Source organism: Arthrobacter sp. AOP29-A2-19, assembly GCF_058138025.1.
In genome coordinates this window covers 645325-667290 of the sequence record NZ_CM176894.1, presented here as the reverse complement: position 1 = coordinate 667290, position 21966 = coordinate 645325, and the positions used below count along the sequence as shown (strand labels likewise).

The 21966-nt window shown below is 71.8% G+C and carries 7 protein-coding genes; all 7 read right to left on the bottom strand.

From position 1 onward, the window contains the following. Nucleotides 1-45: 45 nt before the first annotated feature. Nucleotides 46-7707 carry a malectin domain-containing carbohydrate-binding protein gene (locus AC3ZJJ_RS03045; RefSeq protein WP_489893788.1) on the bottom strand — a complete coding sequence of 2554 codons (7662 nt, stop codon included), beginning with the start codon at nucleotides 7705-7707 and terminating at the stop codon, nucleotides 46-48. Between the two features lie 147 nt (nucleotides 7708-7854). Continuing rightward, the gene (locus AC3ZJJ_RS03040) at nucleotides 7855-9024 is read right to left on the bottom strand and encodes a glycosyltransferase (protein WP_489893787.1); all 1170 of its coding nucleotides are present in this window, start codon (nucleotides 9022-9024) and stop codon (nucleotides 7855-7857) included. 58 nt (nucleotides 9025-9082) lie between these two features. Next, the gene (locus AC3ZJJ_RS03035) at nucleotides 9083-10741 is read right to left on the bottom strand and encodes a sugar transferase (protein ID WP_489893786.1); all 1659 of its coding nucleotides are present in this window, start codon (nucleotides 10739-10741) and stop codon (nucleotides 9083-9085) included. A gap of 418 nt (nucleotides 10742-11159) precedes the next feature. Next, nucleotides 11160-13913: a LuxR C-terminal-related transcriptional regulator gene (locus AC3ZJJ_RS03030; RefSeq protein WP_489893785.1), complete on the bottom strand. Its 2754-nt coding sequence runs from the start codon at nucleotides 13911-13913 to the stop codon at nucleotides 11160-11162. Continuing rightward, entirely contained in the window at nucleotides 13913-16678 is a 2766-nt protein-coding gene (locus AC3ZJJ_RS03025) for a LuxR C-terminal-related transcriptional regulator (protein WP_489893784.1), read from the bottom strand. The genes AC3ZJJ_RS03030 and AC3ZJJ_RS03025 overlap by 1 nt, the downstream gene beginning before the upstream one ends. A 128-nt stretch (nucleotides 16679-16806) precedes the next feature. Then, nucleotides 16807-19482, bottom strand: coding sequence for a LuxR C-terminal-related transcriptional regulator (locus AC3ZJJ_RS03020; RefSeq protein ID WP_489893783.1), 2676 nt, complete (start codon nucleotides 19480-19482; stop codon nucleotides 16807-16809). Between the two features lie 9 nt (nucleotides 19483-19491). Beyond that, complete coding sequence (locus tag AC3ZJJ_RS03015) at nucleotides 19492-21861, bottom strand: helix-turn-helix transcriptional regulator (RefSeq protein WP_489893782.1); 2370 nt, start codon at nucleotides 21859-21861, stop codon at nucleotides 19492-19494. Nucleotides 21862-21966 lie beyond the last annotated feature (105 nt).

Here is a 21966-nt window from a genome sequence, read left to right as displayed (position 1 = left end):
CTTGCCTACCTGTCGCCCCAACAAGTGCGCCTGCGCTGTCGGACGTTAGGTCGGCGGACCCACGCGAACAACCTCGATGGCGCCGACCGATGCCTCGTCGATCGTGGACCCGAAAGCGAGGTTCAGTTCGCCATCTTCAACAACAACGTCACGGCTCTCGACACGCGCCGCCGCAGTTCCTGCCACCGCTCCGATGTCGAGCCCCGAGACGGCAGCTTTGCCACTCTCGATGTCGACGCTGAACACGCGCTTCCCCGCGCCGCCCGGAGCCCAGGCGAGACTTCCGTGCCAGATTTCCGCAAAGTGAAGCCGAACCCTGTAGGTTCCGGCCGGTACGGGGATCGCGTAGGCGAACGACGCCCCGCTGCGCTCGTCCAGATACAGGGCGTCTGCGTCGGTTCCCGCAATAGCGGTAACTGCGGGGTTCGTGAAGGACTTCCCTCCGGTGCCGAACGTGTCCGCCTGCCATTGAGTCCCCGCGACGACCACCGCGGGACCGCCGGCGTTGATACGGATCGCCTCAGCGTCCGGCTCCTCCGGCTCCGGGTCCGGGTCCGGGACAACCACCGGATCGTCGAGGTTCTCGCCCGTGACGGTGATCCAGTTGACCTTCGTGTTGGTTCCGGTGGGAACCAGCGTCAACCGGCCGTCGGACACGTCCACCGTGACGGCGACGGTCTTGAACGGCTGCGTTGCGCTGGGGACAAACGGCTCCATGGTCGGCTCCCCCTCGACCGAGACCGCGTGTGTGGAGTTGAGGTAGTTGGCGTCCCCGACGGACAATTCCACAGTGTAGGTGCCGTTGGCGAGGGCGCGTTCCCACACCCCGTCGACGACGCCGGCCCTGGTTCCGGCCTGCATGTGCATGGTGGTCTGCAGCAGCGGGTTTCCGGCGGGGTAGGTGATGCCGTTCAGTGCCGAGGCGCGGTAGACCGCGCCTTGGCGGTCCGCCGGGATCCCGCCGACCAGCCATCCGTGGCCGTCGCCATCGAATGCGCCACCGGAGTCGGGGATCCACCCTTCGATGGTCCCGAAGTCGGCCGGCTGGAAGCTGTACTTCGCCACGGGTGCCGTTGCCGGGACCTCGTCCAGGGCCGCGCCCTTGATGGAGACCCAGTTGATCTTCGTGTTGGTGCCCGTGCTGGTCAGCGTCAGCTTCCCGTCGGAGACCGTGACCTGGCGCGACCCCGTCTGGAACGGCGTCGCCCCGGTCGGGACGAAGGACTGGATCACCGGCTGACCCTCGGCCGCGATGCCGTGGACCGAGTCGAGGTAGGCGGAGTCGCCCACCGAGACTCCGACGAGATAGGTGCCGTTGGGCACCGCGTGTTCCCACGTCGCCGAGGCGAGCGCGGCCGTCGGCCCCATGTGGAGGTATCCCTGCAGCAGCGGCTCGTTCAGCGGGTAGTTGATGCCCGCCGTGGCCGCGGCCCGGTGCCTCGCGTAGGCCGTCAGGTTGACGGGCGAACCGCCGGAGAGCCATCCGCTGCCGCGGCCGGCGTCGTAGGGCAACCCGCTGTCCGCGAGCCAGCCCGCCGGCGTCGCGCTGGCCGAGGTCTGGAAGTTGACCTTGACCTGCGCGCCGTCCGTGGGATCGTCGCCCACCGCATCGGGAACCGGCACCACGTCGACGAAGCCGATCTTCGTGTTGGTCCCGCCGACGGCGTCGATGGTCAGGCGGCCGTCGCTCACGGCCACCCGCCCGGTGGCCGACGTCGAGCGCGCAGGGTTCCCGGGAGCCCCGGTGGGGACGAAGCGGCTGATCACCGGCTGGCCCTCGATGTTGATGGAGTGCTCGCCGGGCAGCGCCTGGAACGTTGGTTCGCCGACCCCGACCGTGACGTCGTAGACCCCGTCGGGCAGCGCGAGCTCCCACTTGGCGTAGGTGGAGACCCCGGTGAAGTAGGGGACGTCGGCGGACTGCATGTGCGTCAGCGACAGCTGGCGCACGTCGTAGTCGCCTGCCACCACACGCTCCCGCGCGGCGGTGGACATGTCGGTGGGGTTCCCGATGGCCTGGTTGAGCCAGCCGAAAGCCTGCCCGCCCTGGTCCGCGCCGGCCCGCGGGCCGAAGGCCTGGCCGGAGTCCCGGAGGTAGTTGGGAGCCAGCGCCCCCGCGGCCGTGGTGAAGTCCACCTTGATGGCGCCGGCCGGCTCGCCGTCGCCCGGATCCACGACCTCACCCGCGGGCCGGACGCCGGTCAGCAGGAACAGGTAGTCCTGGTAGTCGCCGTTGCTGGCGTCCTCGAACCCCACGAGGTACGTGTTCGGGATGGGCTGCCCGGCGCGGTCCTTTGCCGGGTAGACGCGCGCCCGGTGTGGCACGCCGCCGGTGTTCAGCCGGTCCTCCGTGAAGCCGAGCCGCTGGAAGGCGTTCGAGTAGTAGTAAAGGCCGAACGCCTCGTCGCCCGGGTCGAATGCGGCCGACGACCCCGCTCCGGTCGGGGGCAGCAGCGACTGGTAGCCGTCGATGTGGATGGAACCGACCTGGTGGCGTTGCGCGGTGGCGCCGTCTCCCGTGTACCAGCCGTAGGGAAGGTTCTCCCGCGGGGCGTACTGCGCCAGCGGCACCATGCCGACCGGTGCGTTGGAGGCGCGGACGAACAGCGGCTCCAGCACCTCCTCGCCCCTCGCACCGGGGTCCGTCCCGCCCGCCAGGACGTTGAAGCCCACGTCGACGCCGTAGCCGAGGACATCGACGACGCTCTGCAGCACGGGCTCGTTGTCTCCCTCGATGCCGTTCATCGTCAGCCCGAACAGGTCCACAGCGATGGATCCTGACCCGGTAGCCAGGACCAGCGACGCCTGCCGCTTGCCCACCGTGTTGCCCGGAGCGAACGCCACCGCGACGGCCGCCGTAGCGCCCGGCTCCAGCACGGCCCCGTTGCCGGAGACCACCCGGAAGTCCGAGGCGTTGGCGCCGGACAGCGTGGCGTCGAGCACCACGGCGCTGGGTCCGGCATTGGTGACGTCCACGGTCTTGCCGGCGCTTGTGGTCTGCTTGACCGCCGAGAAGACCAGCTCGTCGGCGGAGGACTCCAGCGGTGCGGCCTGCTGGCCTTCGGGCACCTTGAGCAGCCACATCTTCTGGTCGCTCCCGGAACGGTCGTACTGGTTGACGTAGAGGTTGCCGGTCCGCGGGTCCTCGACCACCTCGAGGGGGTCGTTGAAGCCGCTGACCCCGTTGATCATCGAATTGTCCACACCGGTGATCCCCACGGAGGTCTGCTGGCCCAGCACGTCCCCTGTCTCCGGATCCACCTCCAGGAAGAGCAGGTCGTTGTTGTTGGAGAAGCGCGTGACGATCAGCCGGCCCTGGAGCTGGCCCCCGAAGGCGTTCGATCCGTACTCGATGGAGCCGTTCGGGGACTTGTTGAACTCGAGGTCCCAGGCGATTCCTTCGTAGTCGGGATCCGCCAGCGTCCCCGCGGGGTACCTGCTGCCGCCCTGGCCCGCCGAGAGCGGCGGGTTGGCGGGGTCGTTGCCCTCGTTGAGCACCCATTCGCAGCGCTCGGGGTTCGGGTGGCCGTAGTAGCCGCCGGCGACGACGTCGAACAGCAGGTCCCGCTGCGTCGGCTGGTTGCCCACGGCCGGCACCGAGCCGCCGGTGTACCCGCGCCGGACGCACTGCTCGGTGACGTCCTGGCCGTTGACCGAGCTGAAGCCCGGGATGCCGCTGGCCGCGAGGCGGGTGTACGTGCCGTTCGCGTTGGCGCGGACGCCGGGGCTGTTGGCCCCGCCCGCGGTGCCGTTCGTGGGCACGTAGAGGTGCCCGTTCGAGTGCCAGACCAGGTCGTACGCGTTCCGGATGCCCGTCGCGTAGAGCTGCAGCGGCGCACCCGGCGCATTCGGGTCGTAGCTGCCGCCGTCGGACGTTTGGACGTTGATCGGGACCCCGGTCGCGATGGCCTGCTGGACGGCCGAGTGAGCGGGGTCGAAGACCAGGACGGCCGCGGTGAGAAGCTTCTCCCCGCGCTGGCCCCACGAGTTGTCGAGGTCCCCGGCGCCTTGGTTGGAGCCCTGGAGGAAATACAGGCGCCCGTCGGGGCCGTACTCGATGGAGTTGGTCAGGTGGTCGGCCTGCGAGCGCGGCAGGCCCTCGAACACGCGGGACTCGGTCTCCAGCGCGGGGCCGCTGAGCAGGCTGATGCCGGAGACCCATTCGCCGGTCTCGTTGAACACGTTGGCGGTCGTGGAGGTGATCCAAAGCCGCGGGTCCTCCGCCGTCGCGTTCTTATCAAAGACCAGGCCAATGATCGCGCGGCCGTAGTGGCCCAGGTCCTCGCGGTTCGTCAGGGTGCCGTCCTCGGCGACCGTAAAGCGGCTGATGCCCTGACCGATCGACGTGGCGTACATCTTCCCGTCCGGACCGAACGCCATGGAGGACCAGTAGAAGCCGTTGGCCTCCGTCTGTTCGACCTTCTCGAAGCCGACGCCGACCAGCGGCGTGTGCTCCTCGGGCGTCTCCTGGACGCCCGCCCCGGTGGTGAAGACGGAGGTGTAGGGAACGAACGGCACGCCGAAGTTGTCCTTGACGCCGGCAGTGACCGTGAACCGGTAGGCGGTGTTCGGCTTCAGGGCCGCGTCGGGTTGGGTGGAGATGACGTCGTTGCCGCCGGAGGTGCCGGTGCTGGAGGGAACCTCGGCCCCGGTCGCGACCTCGTAGAGGTGGACGTTCCCCGGCAGCGTGGTGGGGTTGACCCCCACGCCTGCGTAGGGGATGCGGATGGTGGCGGACACGCCGTCGAGCGGATCGTGGCCGCTGGCGCGGTTCTCGGGGCGCATGGTGTCCACGTGCGGGGCTCGGTCCACGCCGACGACGTCGATGAAGGCCAGCTTGGTGTTGGTTCCGCCCTGCGGCGAGATGGTGAGGGCGCCGTCCCAAACGCCGACGGTGACGGTGGTGGTCCGGTACTCGGTGGCAGCGGTGCCGCGGAAGGACTCGATGCCGGCCGCCGCCTCCACGTTCACCGCGTGCAGCGAGTCGTAGCTGTTGTCGCCCACCGCGACGGTGACCTCGTAGACCCCGTTGGGAACCGCGAGTTCCCAGATTCCCTCGGTCTTCACGCCGCTGGTTCCGGTCGCGTCGCCGTATTGGGCGTGGATGATCGAGTCGAGCCGCTGGTCGATCCCGGCGCGCCCGCGGTCGCGGCCGTTGCCCGCCAGGCTGAGCGGGTTCCCGTCCTGGGTGAGCCAGCCATAGACGTTGTCCGCGCCCTGCCCCGGGCCGGTCCGCGGACCGAACGCTTCTCCCCAGTCCGCAACGTAGCCCGCGGGGACCGCGCCGGTGGAGGTGGTGAAGTCCACCTTGACGTTCACCGTGTTGGGGATGTTGGGAACGGACCAGACCTCGTTGGACGGGCCGGTCTCCTCGCCGAACAGGTCGACGGCGGTGACGACGTAGAAGTAGGTGGTTCCGTTCGTGACCGTTTGATCGACGAACGTGGTCCCGGTGACGAGGCCCTCGCCGGTGAGCAGCTCTCCGGTGTCCAGGACCGTGGGCTGGAGCGAGCGGTGGATGCGATACCCGGCCACGCTGCCCGACGGTGCCCCCCACGAGAGGGCGACTGCCGTGTTGGCCCCGGTGGCCACGAGCTGGGTCGGCGCGTCCACGGCTGCGGTGGCCTCCACCGCGAGCGCGTCGACCTCGGCCGTGTTGGAGAAGTCCGAGATGTTGCCGTCAGCGTCAACGGCGACGACGGCGTAAACGTACGCGGTCCCGGGATCCGCTCCCTGGTCGGTGTAGGAGGAATCGACGGCTCCGAGGAGACCGCTCAGCGGTTCGAGCTCGTCGGCGGAGGAGCCCTCGGGGCCGCGGAAGACGCGGTGGTTGGCGGTGTCCTTCGACGCGCTGGCGTCCCAGCGGAGCTCGACGTTGCCCGCCTTGTCCTCGGCGGCCTTGTTCGCGCCCGCCGTGCCCGAGCCAGCGGTCTCCGCGGGATGCGCCTGCGCGAACAGGTTGGTGGGCGCGACGGGGGCCTCGGCGTCACCGCCCGCGTGTTCGTAGGAGACCCCGGCACGGGCGGTGCCGCCGGCCTGGAAGTACTCGACGACGACGTCGTGTGGTCCGGCCTTGAGGTCCACGGTTGCTTCAACGGAAGCCTGTGTGGGGGCTCCCCACCGGTCGATGACGGGTGCGCCGTCGACCAGGACCCGGATGCCGTCGTCGGCGCTGGCGGCAAACGCGTGTGCCCCGGCCTTCGTGTGGATGGTCTTGCTCCACCGGACGGAATAGGAGGTCGGGCCGACGCCCTCGGGGCCCTCGCCCACCGGATAGTCGTGCACAATGTCCACCTGGCAGTCCTGCTTCACCGGCGCTCCGAGGAGGCCGATGCCAGAGTAGTAGGTGGCGAGCCATTCGCCGGGTCTGCAGACGGGCGCGGCGTTTGGTTTGGTGTTCGGGCTCGCCGGCGCGGGCTTCGCCGGATCGGTGTCCTGCGTTGCGGGTTCCTCCGCGGCGGGCTCCCCCGCCGAGTCTTCCGGCGCGGGCTCCCCGGCAGTGGGGGAATCATCGGCCGGCTCCTCGGTCGCCGGCGCTCCGGTCCCGGGCGCTTCGGTCTCGGGCGCCTGGGTCTCCGGAGCTTCGGTCTCGGGAGCTTCGTTTTCCGGAGCTTCGGTCTCCGGGGCCCCGTTCTCCGGCGATTCTGCCCCTGGTGACGCACTCTCCGGGGCGCCCTCGGAAGGCGCTGCGCCGGCGGGGGTCTCCTCGGCAGGGTTCTCCTCGGCGGGATCTTCCGCGGCGGGCCCCTCCTCCGACGGCGCCCCACCACCGGTGGGGTCCGCCGTCCACGTGAATGCGTCGAAGGAGTACACGGCGGGATCCCCGGCTTCGGGGGCCGTCGCGCCTTCGCCGCCGGCGGCCCCGCCGCGGGCGTCGCCCGATGCGTACACTCCGGCGAGATACGCGGCGCCTGGAGCGTCGGCCACGGACCCAAGGAACGTGTCGGGAAGCTCGATTGCGGGCAGTTCGGTGGGCTTCCCGTCGCCGACCCGGTAGGACCCCGTGGCCCTCATGGTCTCTGGATCGATGTCCAGTGCCAAATGAATGGGTGCGTCGAGGGAGTCTTCCCCCAACTGGTCCGAGGACGGACTCGCGGTCGGGGCCTCTCCGCCGTCCTCGAGTTCAAGACGGACCTCGGGCGCACCCCGATTGGAGCGCCCCACGGCCAGGGTCAGCAGGTTGTCCTCGTCGGCGCCAATCCAGAGTCCCGCCTCGGCACCCACGGCAGAGGGAAGCGGAAGGGCGATCTCCGCCGTTGTGGCGAAGGGCGACGTCGGCCGGGCAAACGCGTAGCCGAGCGCGTTCTCCAGGCTGTCCCCGGCACCTGCGGCCGCCCCCGGGGCGGCCGTGATACGCAGCTGGCCCTCCGCCACGGCCAGCCGTTCCGGAACGTAGGAGCGGTCCTTCGCCGCCCCGGAGGGCAGCGCGAGGCGGAATCCGGTGCCGGTTCCCTCGGCGTCGAGCAAACCGTCGTCGCCCTCGAACTGCAGGTCCACACCGGCGTCGTCCACCGGATCCAACCCGTCCGGCAGCGGCGAATGCGCGCTCGGCCAGGCGGCTGCCCCGGAAGGCGTCCCGGAATGGGTCCCGGCGGCGGCGGCGGGCATCGTCCCGGATGCGACCAGACCTCCCGCAATGACGGCGGCCAGCACGGCCGCCCCCGCGCGCAGGCCAGTCCCGCTTGCTGACTGTGTCGGTGTTCTCATGTCGATCGATCCCCCAGAGTGATGTCGCGGGGCCCGCCCCGCATGTGGTGTGCAGCTGAGTGGGAGCCCCGCGTGGGCGGGGCTCCCGCCATTCCCGGCGGTCAACCGGGAATGGAAATTGGCGGCCAAGAGGCCTCGCGATGCGGGTCAGGACTGCCCGACGCCGGCCCTCCGCCGGTGGTGGACCGGGACCGTGACCGGAGCGTCGCCGGCCGGCGCGTCGCCGGTCGGTTCCGGGCCGGTGCCGGACAGGCGGATGACGGGGTCGTCGCCGGCCGCAGCTTCGACCCGAACCGCGGCGCCTGCGGTCGGCACCGCGGCCGCCGCCATGCCTTCCGCCCGCACAACTCCAGCCCCATCTCCGTCGTCGCGCTTGCGGACGCCGTAGCGGCAGGCCTCCGCGAACTCGCGGCCGGTCGGCCGGCTTAGGTCCAGCTCGATCGCCAGGCCGCGTGACACGATCTCGCGCGCGAGCTGCCCCTGGTGGTCGTCCACGTGCTCGTGCTCCACGGCTGAGCGCACGGCCAGGATGGGGATCTTGCCGTTCTCCAGCGCCTGCAGCACGGACCCGACTCCGGCGTGGCAGACATAGACGTCGGAGGAGCGGATCTTGTCTCCGAGCTCGCTCCAGGGAAGGGACTCGTGGACGTCGCCACGCAACCCCTCGCGTTCGGTGGCGCCGAGCTGCCATGTCACGTCCTGCTCCTCGGAGACGCGCTGCAGCACCGCGTCGATCAGGCGGTCGAAGCGGTAGGGCCGGATCGATCCGGCGGAGACCGTGACGTGGCGGATGGGCTCGCCCGTGTCCCGCTCGGTCCGCTCCCAACCGTCCAGGATGGTGCCGTCGTAGGACCATCCCGGCCGGGACCAGCTGCGGTATTGGGTCAGGCAGCGCACGCCGGGCATGATCTCCGCGGCGCGCCCGGTGACCGACGGTGCCGTCGTCCGGGTCAGGCTCTCGATGTAGGTGGCCTTGGCGCCGAACAGCCCGGCGAGCGGCAGGAAGGCGCCGGCAATGGCCGCCCCGGTCGTCACCACGGCGTCGTAGTGGCCCTTGGAGAGCAACCCGTAGGCCGTGGGCACCAGGCGGGCGGTTCCCTTGAAGTCGCGGGGCGAGACGTAGTCCACGAACTTGACGTTCTGCCCCTCGAGCATGGACCGCGACTGCGCGGTGTCGAACGTGACCCAGGTGGAGTCCTCGGACCAGGCGGGGCACATCTCGGAGATGATCTTCAGTTCGGCCAGGTGGCCCCCGGCGGTGGCCACCCAGAGGATCTTGCTTCCCGGGGCAAACAGCGTTGCGAACGACTTATCCATGTCCTTGCCTCTTTCCGTTGGTGGTTGCATTTCCTTCGTTGGCGAATGCGTGCGGGTGTCAGTAGGCGCCGACGGGGCGCAGGAGTACCTGGACGGTTCGCCAGATGATGTGGAGGTCGCCCAACGGGGACCAGTTTTCGACGTAGTAGAGGTCCAGCCGGATGCTCTCTTCCCAGCTGAGGTTGGAGCGGCCGCTGACCTGCCACAGGCCGGTCAGGCCGGGCTTGATGAAGAGGCGCCTGCCCTCGGGCCCGCTGTACTGGGCCACCTCGCCGGGCAGGGGCGGCCGCGGCCCCACCAGCGACATCTCCCCGCGGAGCACGTTGACGATCTGCGGCAACTCGTCCAGGGAGAAGCGGCGCATCCACTTGCCGGTGCGCGTGACGCGGGGGTCGTCGCGCAGCTTGAACAGGACGTCGTTGCCCTCGTTCGCCTCGCGCAGCCGCGCCAGTTCCTCCTCCGCGGTCAGCACCATGGAGCGGAACTTGAGGATGGAGAACGTTCCCCCGTTCCGGCAGACCCGCTCCTGGCGGAAGATCACCGGGCCCGGGCTGTCCCGCTTGATGAGGATGGCCAGGAGAGCGAACACCGGCGCCAGGACCACCAGCGCCAGCGCCGACGCGACGACGTCGAACGACCGCTTCACCACGTGCTTGGCACCGGTGAAGCGGGGCGGGTCCACGTGCATCAGCGGCAGGCCGTCCAGGGGACGCAGACTCAGCCGGGATCCGGCGACGTGTGTCGGCGCGAGGCCAAGCACCAGTTCTGCGCCGTACTGCTCCAGCTCCCAGGCGAGCTCCTTAAGGGACCGCCCGTTTCCCTCGAGGTGCCCGGCCACCAGGACCGCCTCGGCGCTGGTCGCGCGGACGGCCGCCCCGACGTCGTCGGCGGTTCCGACGACGGGCACGCCGGGGAGGTCCCAGACGGCCGGATCCCCACCGGCCAATTCCACGGCGGCCGGATCCACGTCCGGCACTATGCCGACGACCTGGTAGGCGGAGCCGCCGTGCCGGCGCAGGCGGTCGACGGCGTAGGCCGCCTCGACTGGCTTGCCGACGACGACGACGCGGGACAGGTGCCGGCCAGCGCGGCGGTGAGCATCCAGCCAGCGGCGCAGGCCCCAGCGTTCGACTGCCAACAGCACCGTCCCGGCCGGGATTGTGGCGGCCAGCGCGATGGCACCCTGCTGGAATCCGATCAGGAGAAAAACGGACGCCAGCAGGCCGAAGCTGGCGGCGCCGGCCTTCAGGACGCGGACGTATTCCGCGGCTCCGAGCGCCGTGGCCCGCCGGTCCCGCGTGCGGAAGACGGAAAGCAATCCGAGCCAAACGGCCGCGATGGCGATGGCCGGCAGCAGGGCCGATCCGGAAAGCTGGGAGCCCGGCAGGACGGAGCCGAGGGCAACGGTTCCAAGCACGACGGCGGTGTCGGCCAGGACCTGCCTGCGGAAGTAGGTGCGCCGCAATTGCGACGGTGCGTGGGCCCCCGGGGGCGATGCGAGCGCTGCCGTGAGGGACGGAGCCGCGGTGGGGGCCACCGGAGCGGCAGACTGCAGGATGCCGGGGACCGCCGGAGCGCGAAGCCCGGCGCCGCCGTTTCCGATCCGGTCCGTCGCCACGCGGAGCATGGCCTGGATGCCGAATCGATGTTGCGCCGGGCGGGGCAATGCGGGATTGTGCACCGTACCGCCGAAGACCGCTCGATCAAGCTGGCTCATGTTGACCCCTTTCCAAACACCTGGACCGCTGGAGAACCACCCGAAAGGGGCCGACGGACGGATGGGGGATGGAATCCTGACCTCAGTGACTCCTCCGCCGCCGACCCCGATCTGGGGTTGTGCCGCTGCCCGGGGGCTACGACCGCAGTGAGCGGACCTTGGGTGGCCACCCGCTTGGGATGGGTGGCCGACCGCTCGAGATTCAGATTAGGAACGGCGCGAGGGCGTCTCACGCGTGGGTTCTACGGGTCTTTCCGGGGGGCTACCCGCCGGGGGTCCCGGCGCCTACCTAGGCGTACTCGGTTCCGCGTCGGTGAGGTCCACGCCGGCGTCGGCGAGCGCACGCGGGAGCCGGCAAACGAAAGGGACGGCGCGGAGTGATCCGCACCGTCCCCTGGTCCCGTGGGCTGCCGTCGAGCTACCCCGCGGCCAGCCGATCGCGCAGCTCGTCGCGGCTGCGGATGTCCAACTTCTCGTAGATGCGGTAGATGTGGCCCTCGACCGTCCTGACCGACACACCGAGCCTGTCGGCGATGTCGCGGCTCTTGGCGCCGCCTCCCGCCAGGATGGCGACGTCCCGCTCGCGCTGGGTGAGCACGACGGCGGCGTTCGATCCGCGCGCGGAACCCGTTGACACGGGTGGGGCGCATTCGAACTCCCGGATCTTGCGCTCCATCACCCGGGCGGAGCGGTGGTTGCCGGCGCTGGTGTGGAACGTGGCCGCGCGGGTCGCGGCCTCCGCGGCGAGCAGGCCAAAGCCCTGGCTCTCGGCGAGTTCCACAACCGTGGCGGCCCCGTCTCCGCTTCTGGCGTGGAGGGCGCCGAGGTACTCGCGGAAGACCGCGGCGTATGTCCCGGTGGCCTTGGCCGCCGTGAGCCGTGCCGTGGTTCCGTCGTGCCGCTCGTCCAGCCGGACCATCATGCCGTGGACCAGAAGCTCCACGCCGAACAGGCCGCGGCCGTGCAGGGCGGCCGCGAGTTCGGAGAGCTCCTCCAGCGCGGTGGCCGTGCCGTTCCAGATCGCCCCCGCCGCGGCGATCCGCGCCCGCGACAGGTGCTCGTCGACGAACCCGTTCCCGTGGAACAGTTCCGAGAACTTCCGCGCGCGCTCCCGTGCCACCCGGGCGTCGCCCCGCAGCGCGGCGACGTATGCTCCCAGCGCCGTCGCGGACGCCCGGTGGCCCACGGGGTCGAAGACCCCCAGACCCGCCACCGCCGCCTCCAGCAGCATCGCCGCCCGCGCCACGCGGCCCCTCTTCAGCTCCAGCAGCGCCGCGAGGTACTCGATGCTTCCGCCGAGGAGGATCTGCGCGTGCGTCCAGCGGGCGCGGAACTCCGCCAGCTTGCTCCCGGCCCCGGCGAGGTCGCCGTCCATCACCAACACCTGGATGCACTTCACCATCAGCAGCTCGACCGAGAGGCGGGGCCAGAGCGGCGCGCCCTCCAGGAGAGCCCACGCCGCGTCGGCCGTTTCCGCCGCCCGCCGCGACTGTCCGGTGGCCGCGAGCTCCTCCGCGAGGAGCACCAACGCGATGGCGCGATGGCCCCGGGGCCCCTCCGCGGAGAGGTGCTCGAGCTCGCCTTCGCCGTTTGCACGCTTCCCGTCGAGATGGCGGGCATACGCACCGATGAGCCGCACGCAGCCGCCCAGGCGCTCCTCGCCCACGGTGCCCGACAGACGTTCCAGCGCCTCGGCGCAGCGCTCCTCCAGCTCGCCCACCCCGCCCACCTGGTTGCCGGTCATCATGTGCAGCTCAAGGGACAGGCCGGCGGCGTCCACGAGGACGGCCCCGTCGGTCGCGAAGTCCAGCAGTTCGTCCAGCACGGCCTTGGCCTTGGTGAACTGGCCCTCCCGCATGGCCGCCAGGGCCAGCTCCACGGCGAATTCGTCCGATCCCTGGTGGCTGGCGAGGACCATCTCCAGGTCCCTGGCCAGCGGCATCACGTGCCGGGCGTTCGCCTGCCGGGCGGCGGCCAGAATCACGCCGGACGGCACTTCCGCACCACACTCGGCCGCCAGCTGGGTATAGCGGACGGCGCCGTCCCCGTAGCGGGCACCGGCGTCGTCCCGTGTTTGCCGGGTGTCTCCGGCGGGTACGGGCAGCGAGCGGAACACCTGGCGCCGCAAGGACAACGGGGCCAGGGCGCGCAGCGAGCCGGCGTGCACGGCGGGCGTCAGGAAGACCCGCGGCGCCCCGCCGTCTCGGGGCGGGGCAACGTCCACAAGTCCGGCGTCCCTCAGCAGGGTCAGGCAGTCTTCGCCGACCGCGACGGGGTCGGCGCCCGCGGAATCGGCGCCCAGGAACGCGAGCGTCGTCAGGGCCCCCGCGGACCGCTCGGACAGTCGGGCCAACTCGTCGCGCGTCAGATCCACCAGCCGCTCGCAGGTCTCCGGCAGCGAATCGACCAACATCCACACGCCGCCGCGCCGCGCCAGGCCGCCCGTGCGGAGACCCTCGCCCACCAGGGCGCGCAGCACGCGCGGGCTCCCTCCCGAGGCGGCCGCGAGGACGTCGCAGGTGCCCGTGAGGACGTTCCCGGCAAGCCAATCGCGGCACATGGCATGCAGCTCCGCGTTGGTCGGCGGCGCCAGATCGAAGCGGGCCAGCACACCCTCGGAGACCATGTCGCCCAGGCCCGTGGGGGCCGCGCCGAGCGGCCTGGCCGCCAGGATCACGCGGACGTTCGAGTTGGAGGCGATCTGGACCAGCAGTTCGATGCTTGCCGCGTCCAGCGCGTCGGCGTCGTCCATCACGACGACGGGGCGGCGCCCCTTGGGCGTATTCCGTTCGATGTAGTCGGACACTGCGCGGAACATCCCGCCCGGGGCCTCGGCCGACCGCGCTCCGGGGCCGCCGATGAAGGCCAACAGGGCGCCGTAGGCGCCCGGGCCGGCGTCGACCCCGCCCGTGGTGCGGAAGAACTGGAACTCGTTCGCGCCGCCCTGCACCGCCTCGCCGATCAGGGTCGACTTGCCGCAGCCCGCGGGGGCGACCACCAGCGCGCCGGCGCCCCGCGTTCCGCGCAGGCTGTCCAGCACGCCCTTGAGCGTGGACTTTCTCCCCAGCAGGCGGTGCTCCGGCGTGCGGAGTCCGGACTGGCCGGGTTCGGGCCTGCGGGGTTCGGCCTGGCTCCGTCCGGGGAAACCCGATCCGGTCCGGTCGGCCGCCATCAGGCGTCCCCGGCGGCCAGCGCGGCACCGGAAACAAGCGGCACGATGCCCGCCTGCAGCTTGCTGTAGACCTTGTGCAGATGGCCCTCCACGGTGCGGACCGACACCCCGAGCTTCCTGGCCGCATCCCCGTTGCTCAGCTTGCGGGCCACCAGGTCGGCGATCGCCAGCTCACGATCCGTCAAAGCCTGGGGTCCCGTGCCTTGCAGGGCCGCGAAGTCGAAGCGTTCGGCGGCTCGGCGCAGGACACGCTGTGCGCCCCGCATGGCCGCTGTGTCGCGGGATTCGGCCGCGATCGACAGCGCGAGCCGCGAGGCTTCACGGGCCAAAAGCTGGTTTCCCCCGGCCTCGGCCCACGACGCCGCCTGCAACAGCAGGCCGGCGTTTCCCGCGAGGAGTCCGCGGCCGTAGGCGGACATGGTCCGGGCGAATCCACTGTCCACGTCGGCGGCGGCCGCGACCATACGGTGCAGCGCCTCCACGTTCCCCAACCGCGCGGCCCCGGCCAGCAGGCGCAACTCGTCGGCCCGGGCTCCCCCGCGGCCGGCCTGCGCGGCGTCGGACAGCAGCCGCGAGGCCGACTGCCCACGGTCCCCCAGCGCCGCCCCCGCCATGGCGCGGTAGTAGCCGGTGACGACGTCGATTCCCCGCGACTCGCGCCGCTCCGCATCGGCCGGACGGTCGAGGTGTCTCCGGGCCTTGGACGGATCGCCCGCCAGCACGGCAACGTACGCCGCCGCTGCGTGGACCAGGGCCCCGGGCAAGTGCCGGCGACCCGCCTTGACCTCCGCGGCGACGCGCTCCAGGATGGCCGCACCGTGTTCGGTCCGGCCGGACTCGGCCTCGTTGACGGCGTAGGCGACCACGGCCGTGGCGTTGGCGCCGTGCCGCTGGCGGGCGCCTCCCGGGCGGCGGCCCTCCAAAAGCACCCCGCATTCGCCCCACAGCTGCTGGCGCGAAAGGTTGTTCCACGAGCGAATCCAGGCCTCGTCCCCCTCGGTGCGCAGCGACGGGCCGGTCTCCGAGGCCATTTCCCGCGCCAGGTTGCGTGCCTGGTCCACCCGCCCGGTCGCGGCCAAGGCCTCGACCAGCAGGGCGGCGCCGCGGAGCCTCGTCGACAGGTCGGCGCCGTGCAGTCCGCGCGCCAAGGCTTCCGCCGAAACGTCACGGTACCGCCCCTCGAACAGGGCCAGTTCCGCGTCCTCGAGCGCCAGCCGCCGCTCCAACACCTGCTCCGCGCCCGTCGCCCGCGGACGCGGGTAGGGGCACGCGGCGCGCGCGACCGTCCCGCCCACGCCGTCCCCGCCCGCGGCATTCCACTCCGATTCGGTGCGCGCCAGAAGCAACTCCTGCCGTGCCGTCGACGCGGTGGAGGCGCTGGTCCTCGCAAGGTGGCTGCGGTAGACCGCGATGTCGACCCGCTGCTCCGGCCGCGCCACCCCGGCGTCGTCCGCGGTGGCCACCCTGGCCTCTATGCTGCCCAACGCGTCGGAGGCGTCCGCCCTGTGGTTGGCTCCCAGCAGGGCGCGGACCCGCAGCAGGCCGGACTCCACGGCGTCGACGGACGCCGGCGCGGCATCCAGCAGGCGCAGCGCGGACCCGTAGTGGGCGATCTCGCACGCCGTCCGCGCCGCGGCCAGCAGCCAACGGGCCTCGGGTTCCACACCTGAATCGACCATCCAACCGACCAGATCCACCAGCGCCCGGCGCAGCGGGAAGGAATCGCTCCACACGGCGAGGGACATCAGGGTCCACGGGTCGCTGCGTTGCAGGTCTGCGAGCAGCTGGCGGCTCCGGGCGGGCGAAATCCCGCGCCGGAGGACCTCGCGGATCAGGCGGCTTTGCAGCTGCACGGCCGCCCTGATGCCGGGAACGGCGGCCAGCAGCCCACGCCGGTAGAGGACGTCCATGTCGTCGTCGTCGCAGAGGGAGGCCGGGACAAGCACTGGGGCGGCACCCAGCATGGCCAAGGTCTCGACGACGCGGCGCTGCCGGTCCGTGAGGCCCTCGAGCTGCACCGGCCGCACGCCTGCCAGCTCGTTCCCCGGTACCGCGGTGTTGGCGGACAGGATCCACCACCCGCGGGACAACTCCAGGGTGCCGCTGTCCCGCCATTCGGAGGCGAGCACGCGCAACAGCAACGGGTTCCCGCCCGATGCCTCGTGGAGGGCCTGCGCGGCGTCGCCGGACACACGCTCCCCCAGCCAGCGGTCCAGCCAGGCGCCGGTCCGGGCCCGGGTCAGGCCGTGAAGGTCCAGCCGGCCCAGCGCCTGGTTGCGCCACATCCCGAGGAACGTGGCCGGAACGCCGGCGCTGTTGTCGCAGCAGGCCAGCATGCGCACCGTGCCCTCGACCGCCAGCTGGGACAGCGCCGCCGCCGATTCCGCGTCCACGAGGTGCGCGTTGTCGACGAACACCACAATCTCGCGCCCCTCGGCGCGGCGCCGCAGGACGGTGCCGAGCCCGCCCACAACGCGCAGCGGGTCGGCGGCGGCCTCGGGCGTCAGCTCGGACACCAGATAGCCCAACGCGCCGAACGGCTGGTTGGCGACGCCGGCGCTGCCGCGGATCCTCTCCACGTGGCGTCCCGGCGGCAGGGCGTCCAGCGCCGCGACCGCGAGCGTTGTTTTCCCGGTACCGGGTCCGCCCACGATCAGGGCCCCCCGGTGTGTGTCCGTGAGGAGACCGGCCACGGCCGCGAGCTCCTCGTTCGTTCCGTCCAACAGCCCCAAGCTGTCGACGGCGGTCCCCAAAGTTATCGTCATTGTGTTTCGCTTCCCCGTGCGATGTATTGACTTCACGAGCAGACTATGTGGCGGTTCCCCGTGTTTCATGCGTAGGGGCTACCCGCCCCGCGTACGCCCTACGCGATGGAAATTAGGTATGGGACAAACTAGGTGTGGCTGGCGACTCGCGCCGCCAGGTACTCGACCGTCAGCTCCTCCCGTCGCCGGATGCCAAGCTTGCCGAAGATCCGGTACACGTGCCCCTCCACGGTCCTGGTCGAGAGTTGCAGGTCCGCAGAGATCTCCGAGTTGCGCCTCCCCGCCGCCACCAGCCTGGCGATCCCCATCTCGCGGCGCGTCAGCAACGGCCGGGTAGTGCCGGCTCCCGCCGTATCCGCGCCGAGTCCGTCGCTCCCGGCCCCGGGGGCGTGCGCGCCTCCCGCCGCCGGACCATGGCCGGCGGCCAACCCCTCCCCCTCGAGCACGGCCAGAAGCTGGACCCATCCCTGGTCCGGCGACAGTGCCGCCTCCACGTAGCGGTTCAGGAACACCAGCGCCCCGTGGCCATGCGAGCCCCAATGATCGCCGGGAACGGCGCCGGAGTCCCGCGCCGCCGTCTCCCCACGGCGAGCAAACAGGCCCTCCGCGAGGCCCCGCCATCCCGCGGGCGTCGGGCCCTGAAGCGCGGCCGCGCCATCGACCAGGTCGGCGAGCGCCGCGTCGTCGCCCAGAAGGACACGCAAATGCAGGAGCCGCGCCCGGACGGTGATCCATCCGCGCGCCCCGGCCACGTCGCAGCACCGCGCCAGCTCCTCGGCGGGAAAGCCCACCTCCCCGTCCTGATGCCGCACCGCCAGGACCATGCCCCGCGCCAGCAGTGCCCACATCGGGGGTCCCGGGTGCAGGACGCGCCCGAACCGTACGGCGTAGTCGGCCGCGTCCGCGCGCGCCCCGGATGCCGCCGAGCACCAGGCGGCCTGGGCCAGGGCGAGCGGGTACAGCCGGCACGGATCCGCGGCGGCCAGCCCGGCAAGCCCGTCGCGGGCCTCCCGCAGCGCTGACTCGTAGTCGCCGGCGTCGGAGAGGGACATGGAACGGGCGAGCGATTCCGCGGCCGCCAGCGCGGGGTGTCCCGCCAGGGCCGGGGGCGCGCCGGCCCGCAGCAGGGCGGAGCCGCCGCTGTCCGCGGTTGTCGCTGTTGCCGCGGTTGCCGCGCCATCGGGCAGGGCGGAGCCGCCGCTGTCCGCGGTTGGCGCTCCGTCGAGCAGGCCGGCCCACGCGAGACCCAGCACGTGGGTGGTGGCGAGCGCGACGGCGTGGGGCCGGAGCCGCCGATGGCGTGCCGTGAGTTCCAGGGCCTCCGCGGTCGCCCGGGTTCCGGCCTCCAGGTCCCCGGCGGCAACCTGCGCGGTTCCCGCCAGCGCAAGCCGCGCGAAGTGGCTTTCGGCGCGTGCTTCCTCGCGGGTGTCGGCGCCGGTGAGCCCCGCGCCGGGTGCGTCCGGGTCCGGGACCTCGTCGCCGTCTGCACCAAGGAGCGTCAGTTGCGCCCCGGCGAGCGCGGCGCGCCAGCGTCCCTTGCGTCCCGGGAGCGATGCGGAGTGGACCCGTGCACTCGCGAGGGCGGATCCGGCGGAGTCGAGGTCGCCCGAATCGAGGATGCGGGCCACGGCCGTCTCAAGCCCCGCCTCGGCTTGCACCGACGGCTCGGCGATCCCGCCCACCAGCTGGAGGGCCCTCGCCGGTTCCAGCGAGTCGTTGGCGATGCGCGCGGCGCGAAGGAGCATGGCGTCGGGGAGCGTCCTGCCCGCCTCGAGCGACCAGAGGGCTCGCCGGGTCAGGGCCAGCGGGTGGACGGCCTCGCCCGTGCAGCCCGCGGCCAGCCTGTCCCACAGGCGACGGGATCGTCCGGTGGGAACGGTGTTGCGCAGCGCGGCCCCGTGGAAAGGATGAGCCGTCCGGACCATCTGCGCACCCGCGGAGCCGATCTCCAACAGCCCTTGGGTGGCAAGCGAGTCGATGGTGCCGGCGGGCGCTACCCGGGACAGCACCGCCAAGGGTAGGGGTTCGGTCAAGGCGACCGCCTCCAGGACCTCGTCCGCCTGGGCCGAGCCGGTCGCGAAGAGCCCCCCGAACCATGCGCGCGCCTCGCGGCCCGGCACCGGCTCGCGCAGCAGCACCCACCGGCCCTCGATCCGGGCCAGGTCGCCCGCGGCGCGGCCGTCCTGCACCAGGCGGCGCGCCACGCTGGGGTTTCCTCCGCTGAGGGCGTGGATGCGATCGCGCGTGGTCGCCAGCAGGGGGCCGCCCAGCAACGCGCGGCAGAACTCGCCGACCGCGTTGTGGTCCATGGGTGCGACGACGTGCCGCGCCATCAGCCGGTCGGACACCTGCGACCGGATCTCCTCGGGCACACGGCGGCGTAGCCTGGCCACGGCCAACAACTTGGCGCGGCCGGACGAGGCCAGTTGGCCCAGGATGGCGCCGCTGTGTTCGTCGAGGTGGTGCGCGCCGTCGACCACGATCAGCTGCGGGCGGCCGCCGGGATCGTCGAGCCGCTCGCGGAGCAGGCGGATGGCGTCGAGGAGCGTCGCCGCGGATCGGCCCAGCAGCGGCGCAAGCGCGCCAAAGGGGACGGCGGACAGGCTCTGGGATCCGTGGATCCACGTGGGCTCGAAGTCCCCCTCAAGAGCCTGGACCGATGCCGCCGCCAGAACCGATTTGCCCACTCCGCCCTCGCCCACCAACAGGAGGCCCGTCCCGTGGCCGAGCAGCGCCTCGCGCACCGTCGCCATGTCGGCCCCCCGGCCAATCAACCCGTGTTCCCGCTCCCCCAACGCGGCCATGTCCGGGGCCTAGCCCAAGACCTGGAGAAGTTCGCCACGACTGGAGACATGCAGGCGGTCGTAGATCCTGCCCAGATGCCAGTCGATGGTCCGCACCGAGAGGTGGAGCCGCCGTGCGAGCGAGAGGCTGCTGCTCCCGTGCGCCGCGGCGTACGCCAGCGAGTGTTCGAACTCGCTCAGGTCGCGGACCTGCTGCCTGATGCGGTCCTCCCCCGTGAGCCGGCGCCGTGCGGAGTTCATGGCGTCACGGGCCATCCTCCGCCGTCGCGTATCCGTGGTGGCGGACGGGACCGATTTGGCGCATTCGAACGCCAGCAGGTCGTTGCCCTCCTCCGCCGCGATCTGGGCCGCGCGCAGGTAAAGGTCCGCGTCGCCGTCGGCCCGCGCCCTGGCCGCGGCCATTTCCATCGCCAGCAGCGGCCACTTGCCGGCACCGCGTTCGCCCACACCACGTTCGTCCAGACCACGTTCGTCCAGGCTGCGCCTTCCCGGTCCGCGCCGGTCCAGCCCGGGAACCTCCAGGTCATGGCCGGCCCCGCCGTCGGCCGCGTGGAGCGCGGCGAGCATGTCGAATGCACGGGTGTCATCCGGGCGTGACGCCGAGTGCGCCAAACGATCCGACGTGCCGACGTACAGGGGTAGGAACCCGACCAGCCCCTCTGCCTGAAGCCGCTCCGCAGCGGCCATCAGCGCGGCTGCTGCCCGCGCGTGGTCCGCGCCGCACTCGGCACGGATCCGGAAGTAGTCGGCCAGCGCGTCGCCCGCCCGGTCGGCGTCCTGGGGTGGGCCGGTCGTGTCCGCCGGGCGCACGGCCACCCTTGGCGCGACCGCCACCGTCCCGGCAGCCCCGGTCGCGGCCCGCCCCGGCACGGCTGCCTCCTTCGCGTTATGGCGGAGCGCGTGGGCCAGCGCTGAGGCGGCCGCGGCGACGGCGGAGCCGGGATGGTTCTCGGCCGGAAACAGCTCATCCAGCAGTCCCTCGAGGGTCGCCCCGGCGTCGTCGGCGCACCCGTTGAGCAGCTGGACCAGCCCGCGCATCAGCTGCCGGACGTTCCCGTGGATGGGGTGCGGGACGGCGCCGACAACCATGGCGCCGAGCAATTGGTCGCAGCGGCGCCACTTCCCGGCGAGGATGAGGACCAGGAACACCCTGCCCCACGCGTCGTCCGCGGACTCCGGCGGAAGAGGGAGTTCGGGCAGCGCCGCGGCCACCGTCTCGGCGTCGTGGATCGCGTCCCCCATGTTTCCCGAGACTGCCCGCACAAGCGCGCGGAGCGAGAGGGCAATCGTGCGGCACTGCGGATGGGCCTCGCCGCCGACCGGGCGCGCCGCACCGCCGTCGAGAATGCCGGAGAGAAGGGCTTCCGCACTGTCGAACCTGCCCGCACGGGCATGTTGTGTGACGCGGTCGATTCCGGCCGCCGCGGCGCAAGGGCCGGCGTCGAGGTCGGCGCCATGGGTCGTGCCGATGGTCGTGCCATGGCTGGTTCCCGCCAGAACGGCGGCGCAGGGGCCTGGATTGGTGGCGGCGGGGGCGGCCCCGGCGTCGTCCGGCCTCCCTGTCCCGCGCGCCACCGCCATGCGGTTGCCCTCTCGCGAACCGGACCGCCGGAGTGCGCTCGGCCGTTCGGTCGATTCGGAACTCGCAAGCAGTCCGGCAAGATCGCCGGCGCGCGTGGGACCAACCGAGAGCGCGACCATGCGGGCTCCCGTCCCGGGAACCAGCCGCGCTTCGAGCCTCCCCTGACCCGGCAGCACGGCCAAGAGTCCGGCGTCCTCGAGATGGTCCAGGTCCGCCCCGGGCACAAACTCGGCGAGTTCGTCGTAGGGCATGGTTCCGGACAGCGCCAGTAGCTCGACTGCGGTCCTTTGCGCCTGCGTAGCACCCGGCAGGACCTCTGCCATGGCGTCAACGCCGTGGAGCGCGTCCGTTTCCGCGAGGCTCAGGGCCAAGGACCACGTGCCGCCGCTCTCGCAGAATGCCCCGCCCTCCCGCAGTCGATCCAGCAGGACCCCGAACAATCTGGGATTGCCATCGGTTTCCGCCCACAGCGAGTCGACGGCGGAGAAGGCGACCGTGCCGCCCATCGTGCTTTCAAGCAGGCGGCGCGCCTCGTCCCAGGTCAGGGCGCCAATCGTGTGTCCCTCCAGGCTTCCGGAGGACCACAGCTGCATCAACTCCTCCGGCCCGCGGGCGCCGGCGGGCAGCGACAACAGGAGCTTGGCGCGGCCGGTTCGCGCCAGTCGGGCGAGCGTTCCGGCGGACGCCGCGTCCAGCAGGTGGGCATCGTCCACCACAACGAGGTCGACCCCGGGGCCGGTGTCAGTGCCGGTGTCGGTGCAGTCCGCGTCGCCAGCGTTGAAGTGGCGGACGCTCATGGTGCGTTCCGATCCACGCGCGATGCGGCGCAGAAGCATTGACTTGCCGCTCCCACTGCCCCCTGTGAGCACGGCCCCCCACAGCCCGTCCGCCGATAGCGCGGC

Coding starts and splice junctions, on each gene's coding strand:
- AC3ZJJ_RS03045 (WP_489893788.1), bottom strand. CDS start 7,707: ATGAGAACACCGACACAGTCAGCAAGCGGGACTGGCCTGCGCGCGGGG.
- AC3ZJJ_RS03040 (WP_489893787.1), bottom strand. CDS start 9,024: ATGGATAAGTCGTTCGCAACGCTGTTTGCCCCGGGAAGCAAGATCCTC.
- AC3ZJJ_RS03035 (WP_489893786.1), bottom strand. CDS start 10,741: ATGAGCCAGCTTGATCGAGCGGTCTTCGGCGGTACGGTGCACAATCCC.
- AC3ZJJ_RS03030 (WP_489893785.1), bottom strand. CDS start 13,913: ATGGCGGCCGACCGGACCGGATCGGGTTTCCCCGGACGGAGCCAGGCC.
- AC3ZJJ_RS03025 (WP_489893784.1), bottom strand. CDS start 16,678: ATGACGATAACTTTGGGGACCGCCGTCGACAGCTTGGGGCTGTTGGAC.
- AC3ZJJ_RS03020 (WP_489893783.1), bottom strand. CDS start 19,482: ATGGCCGCGTTGGGGGAGCGGGAACACGGGTTGATTGGCCGGGGGGCC.
- AC3ZJJ_RS03015 (WP_489893782.1), bottom strand. CDS start 21,861: ATGAGCGTCCGCCACTTCAACGCTGGCGACGCGGACTGCACCGACACC.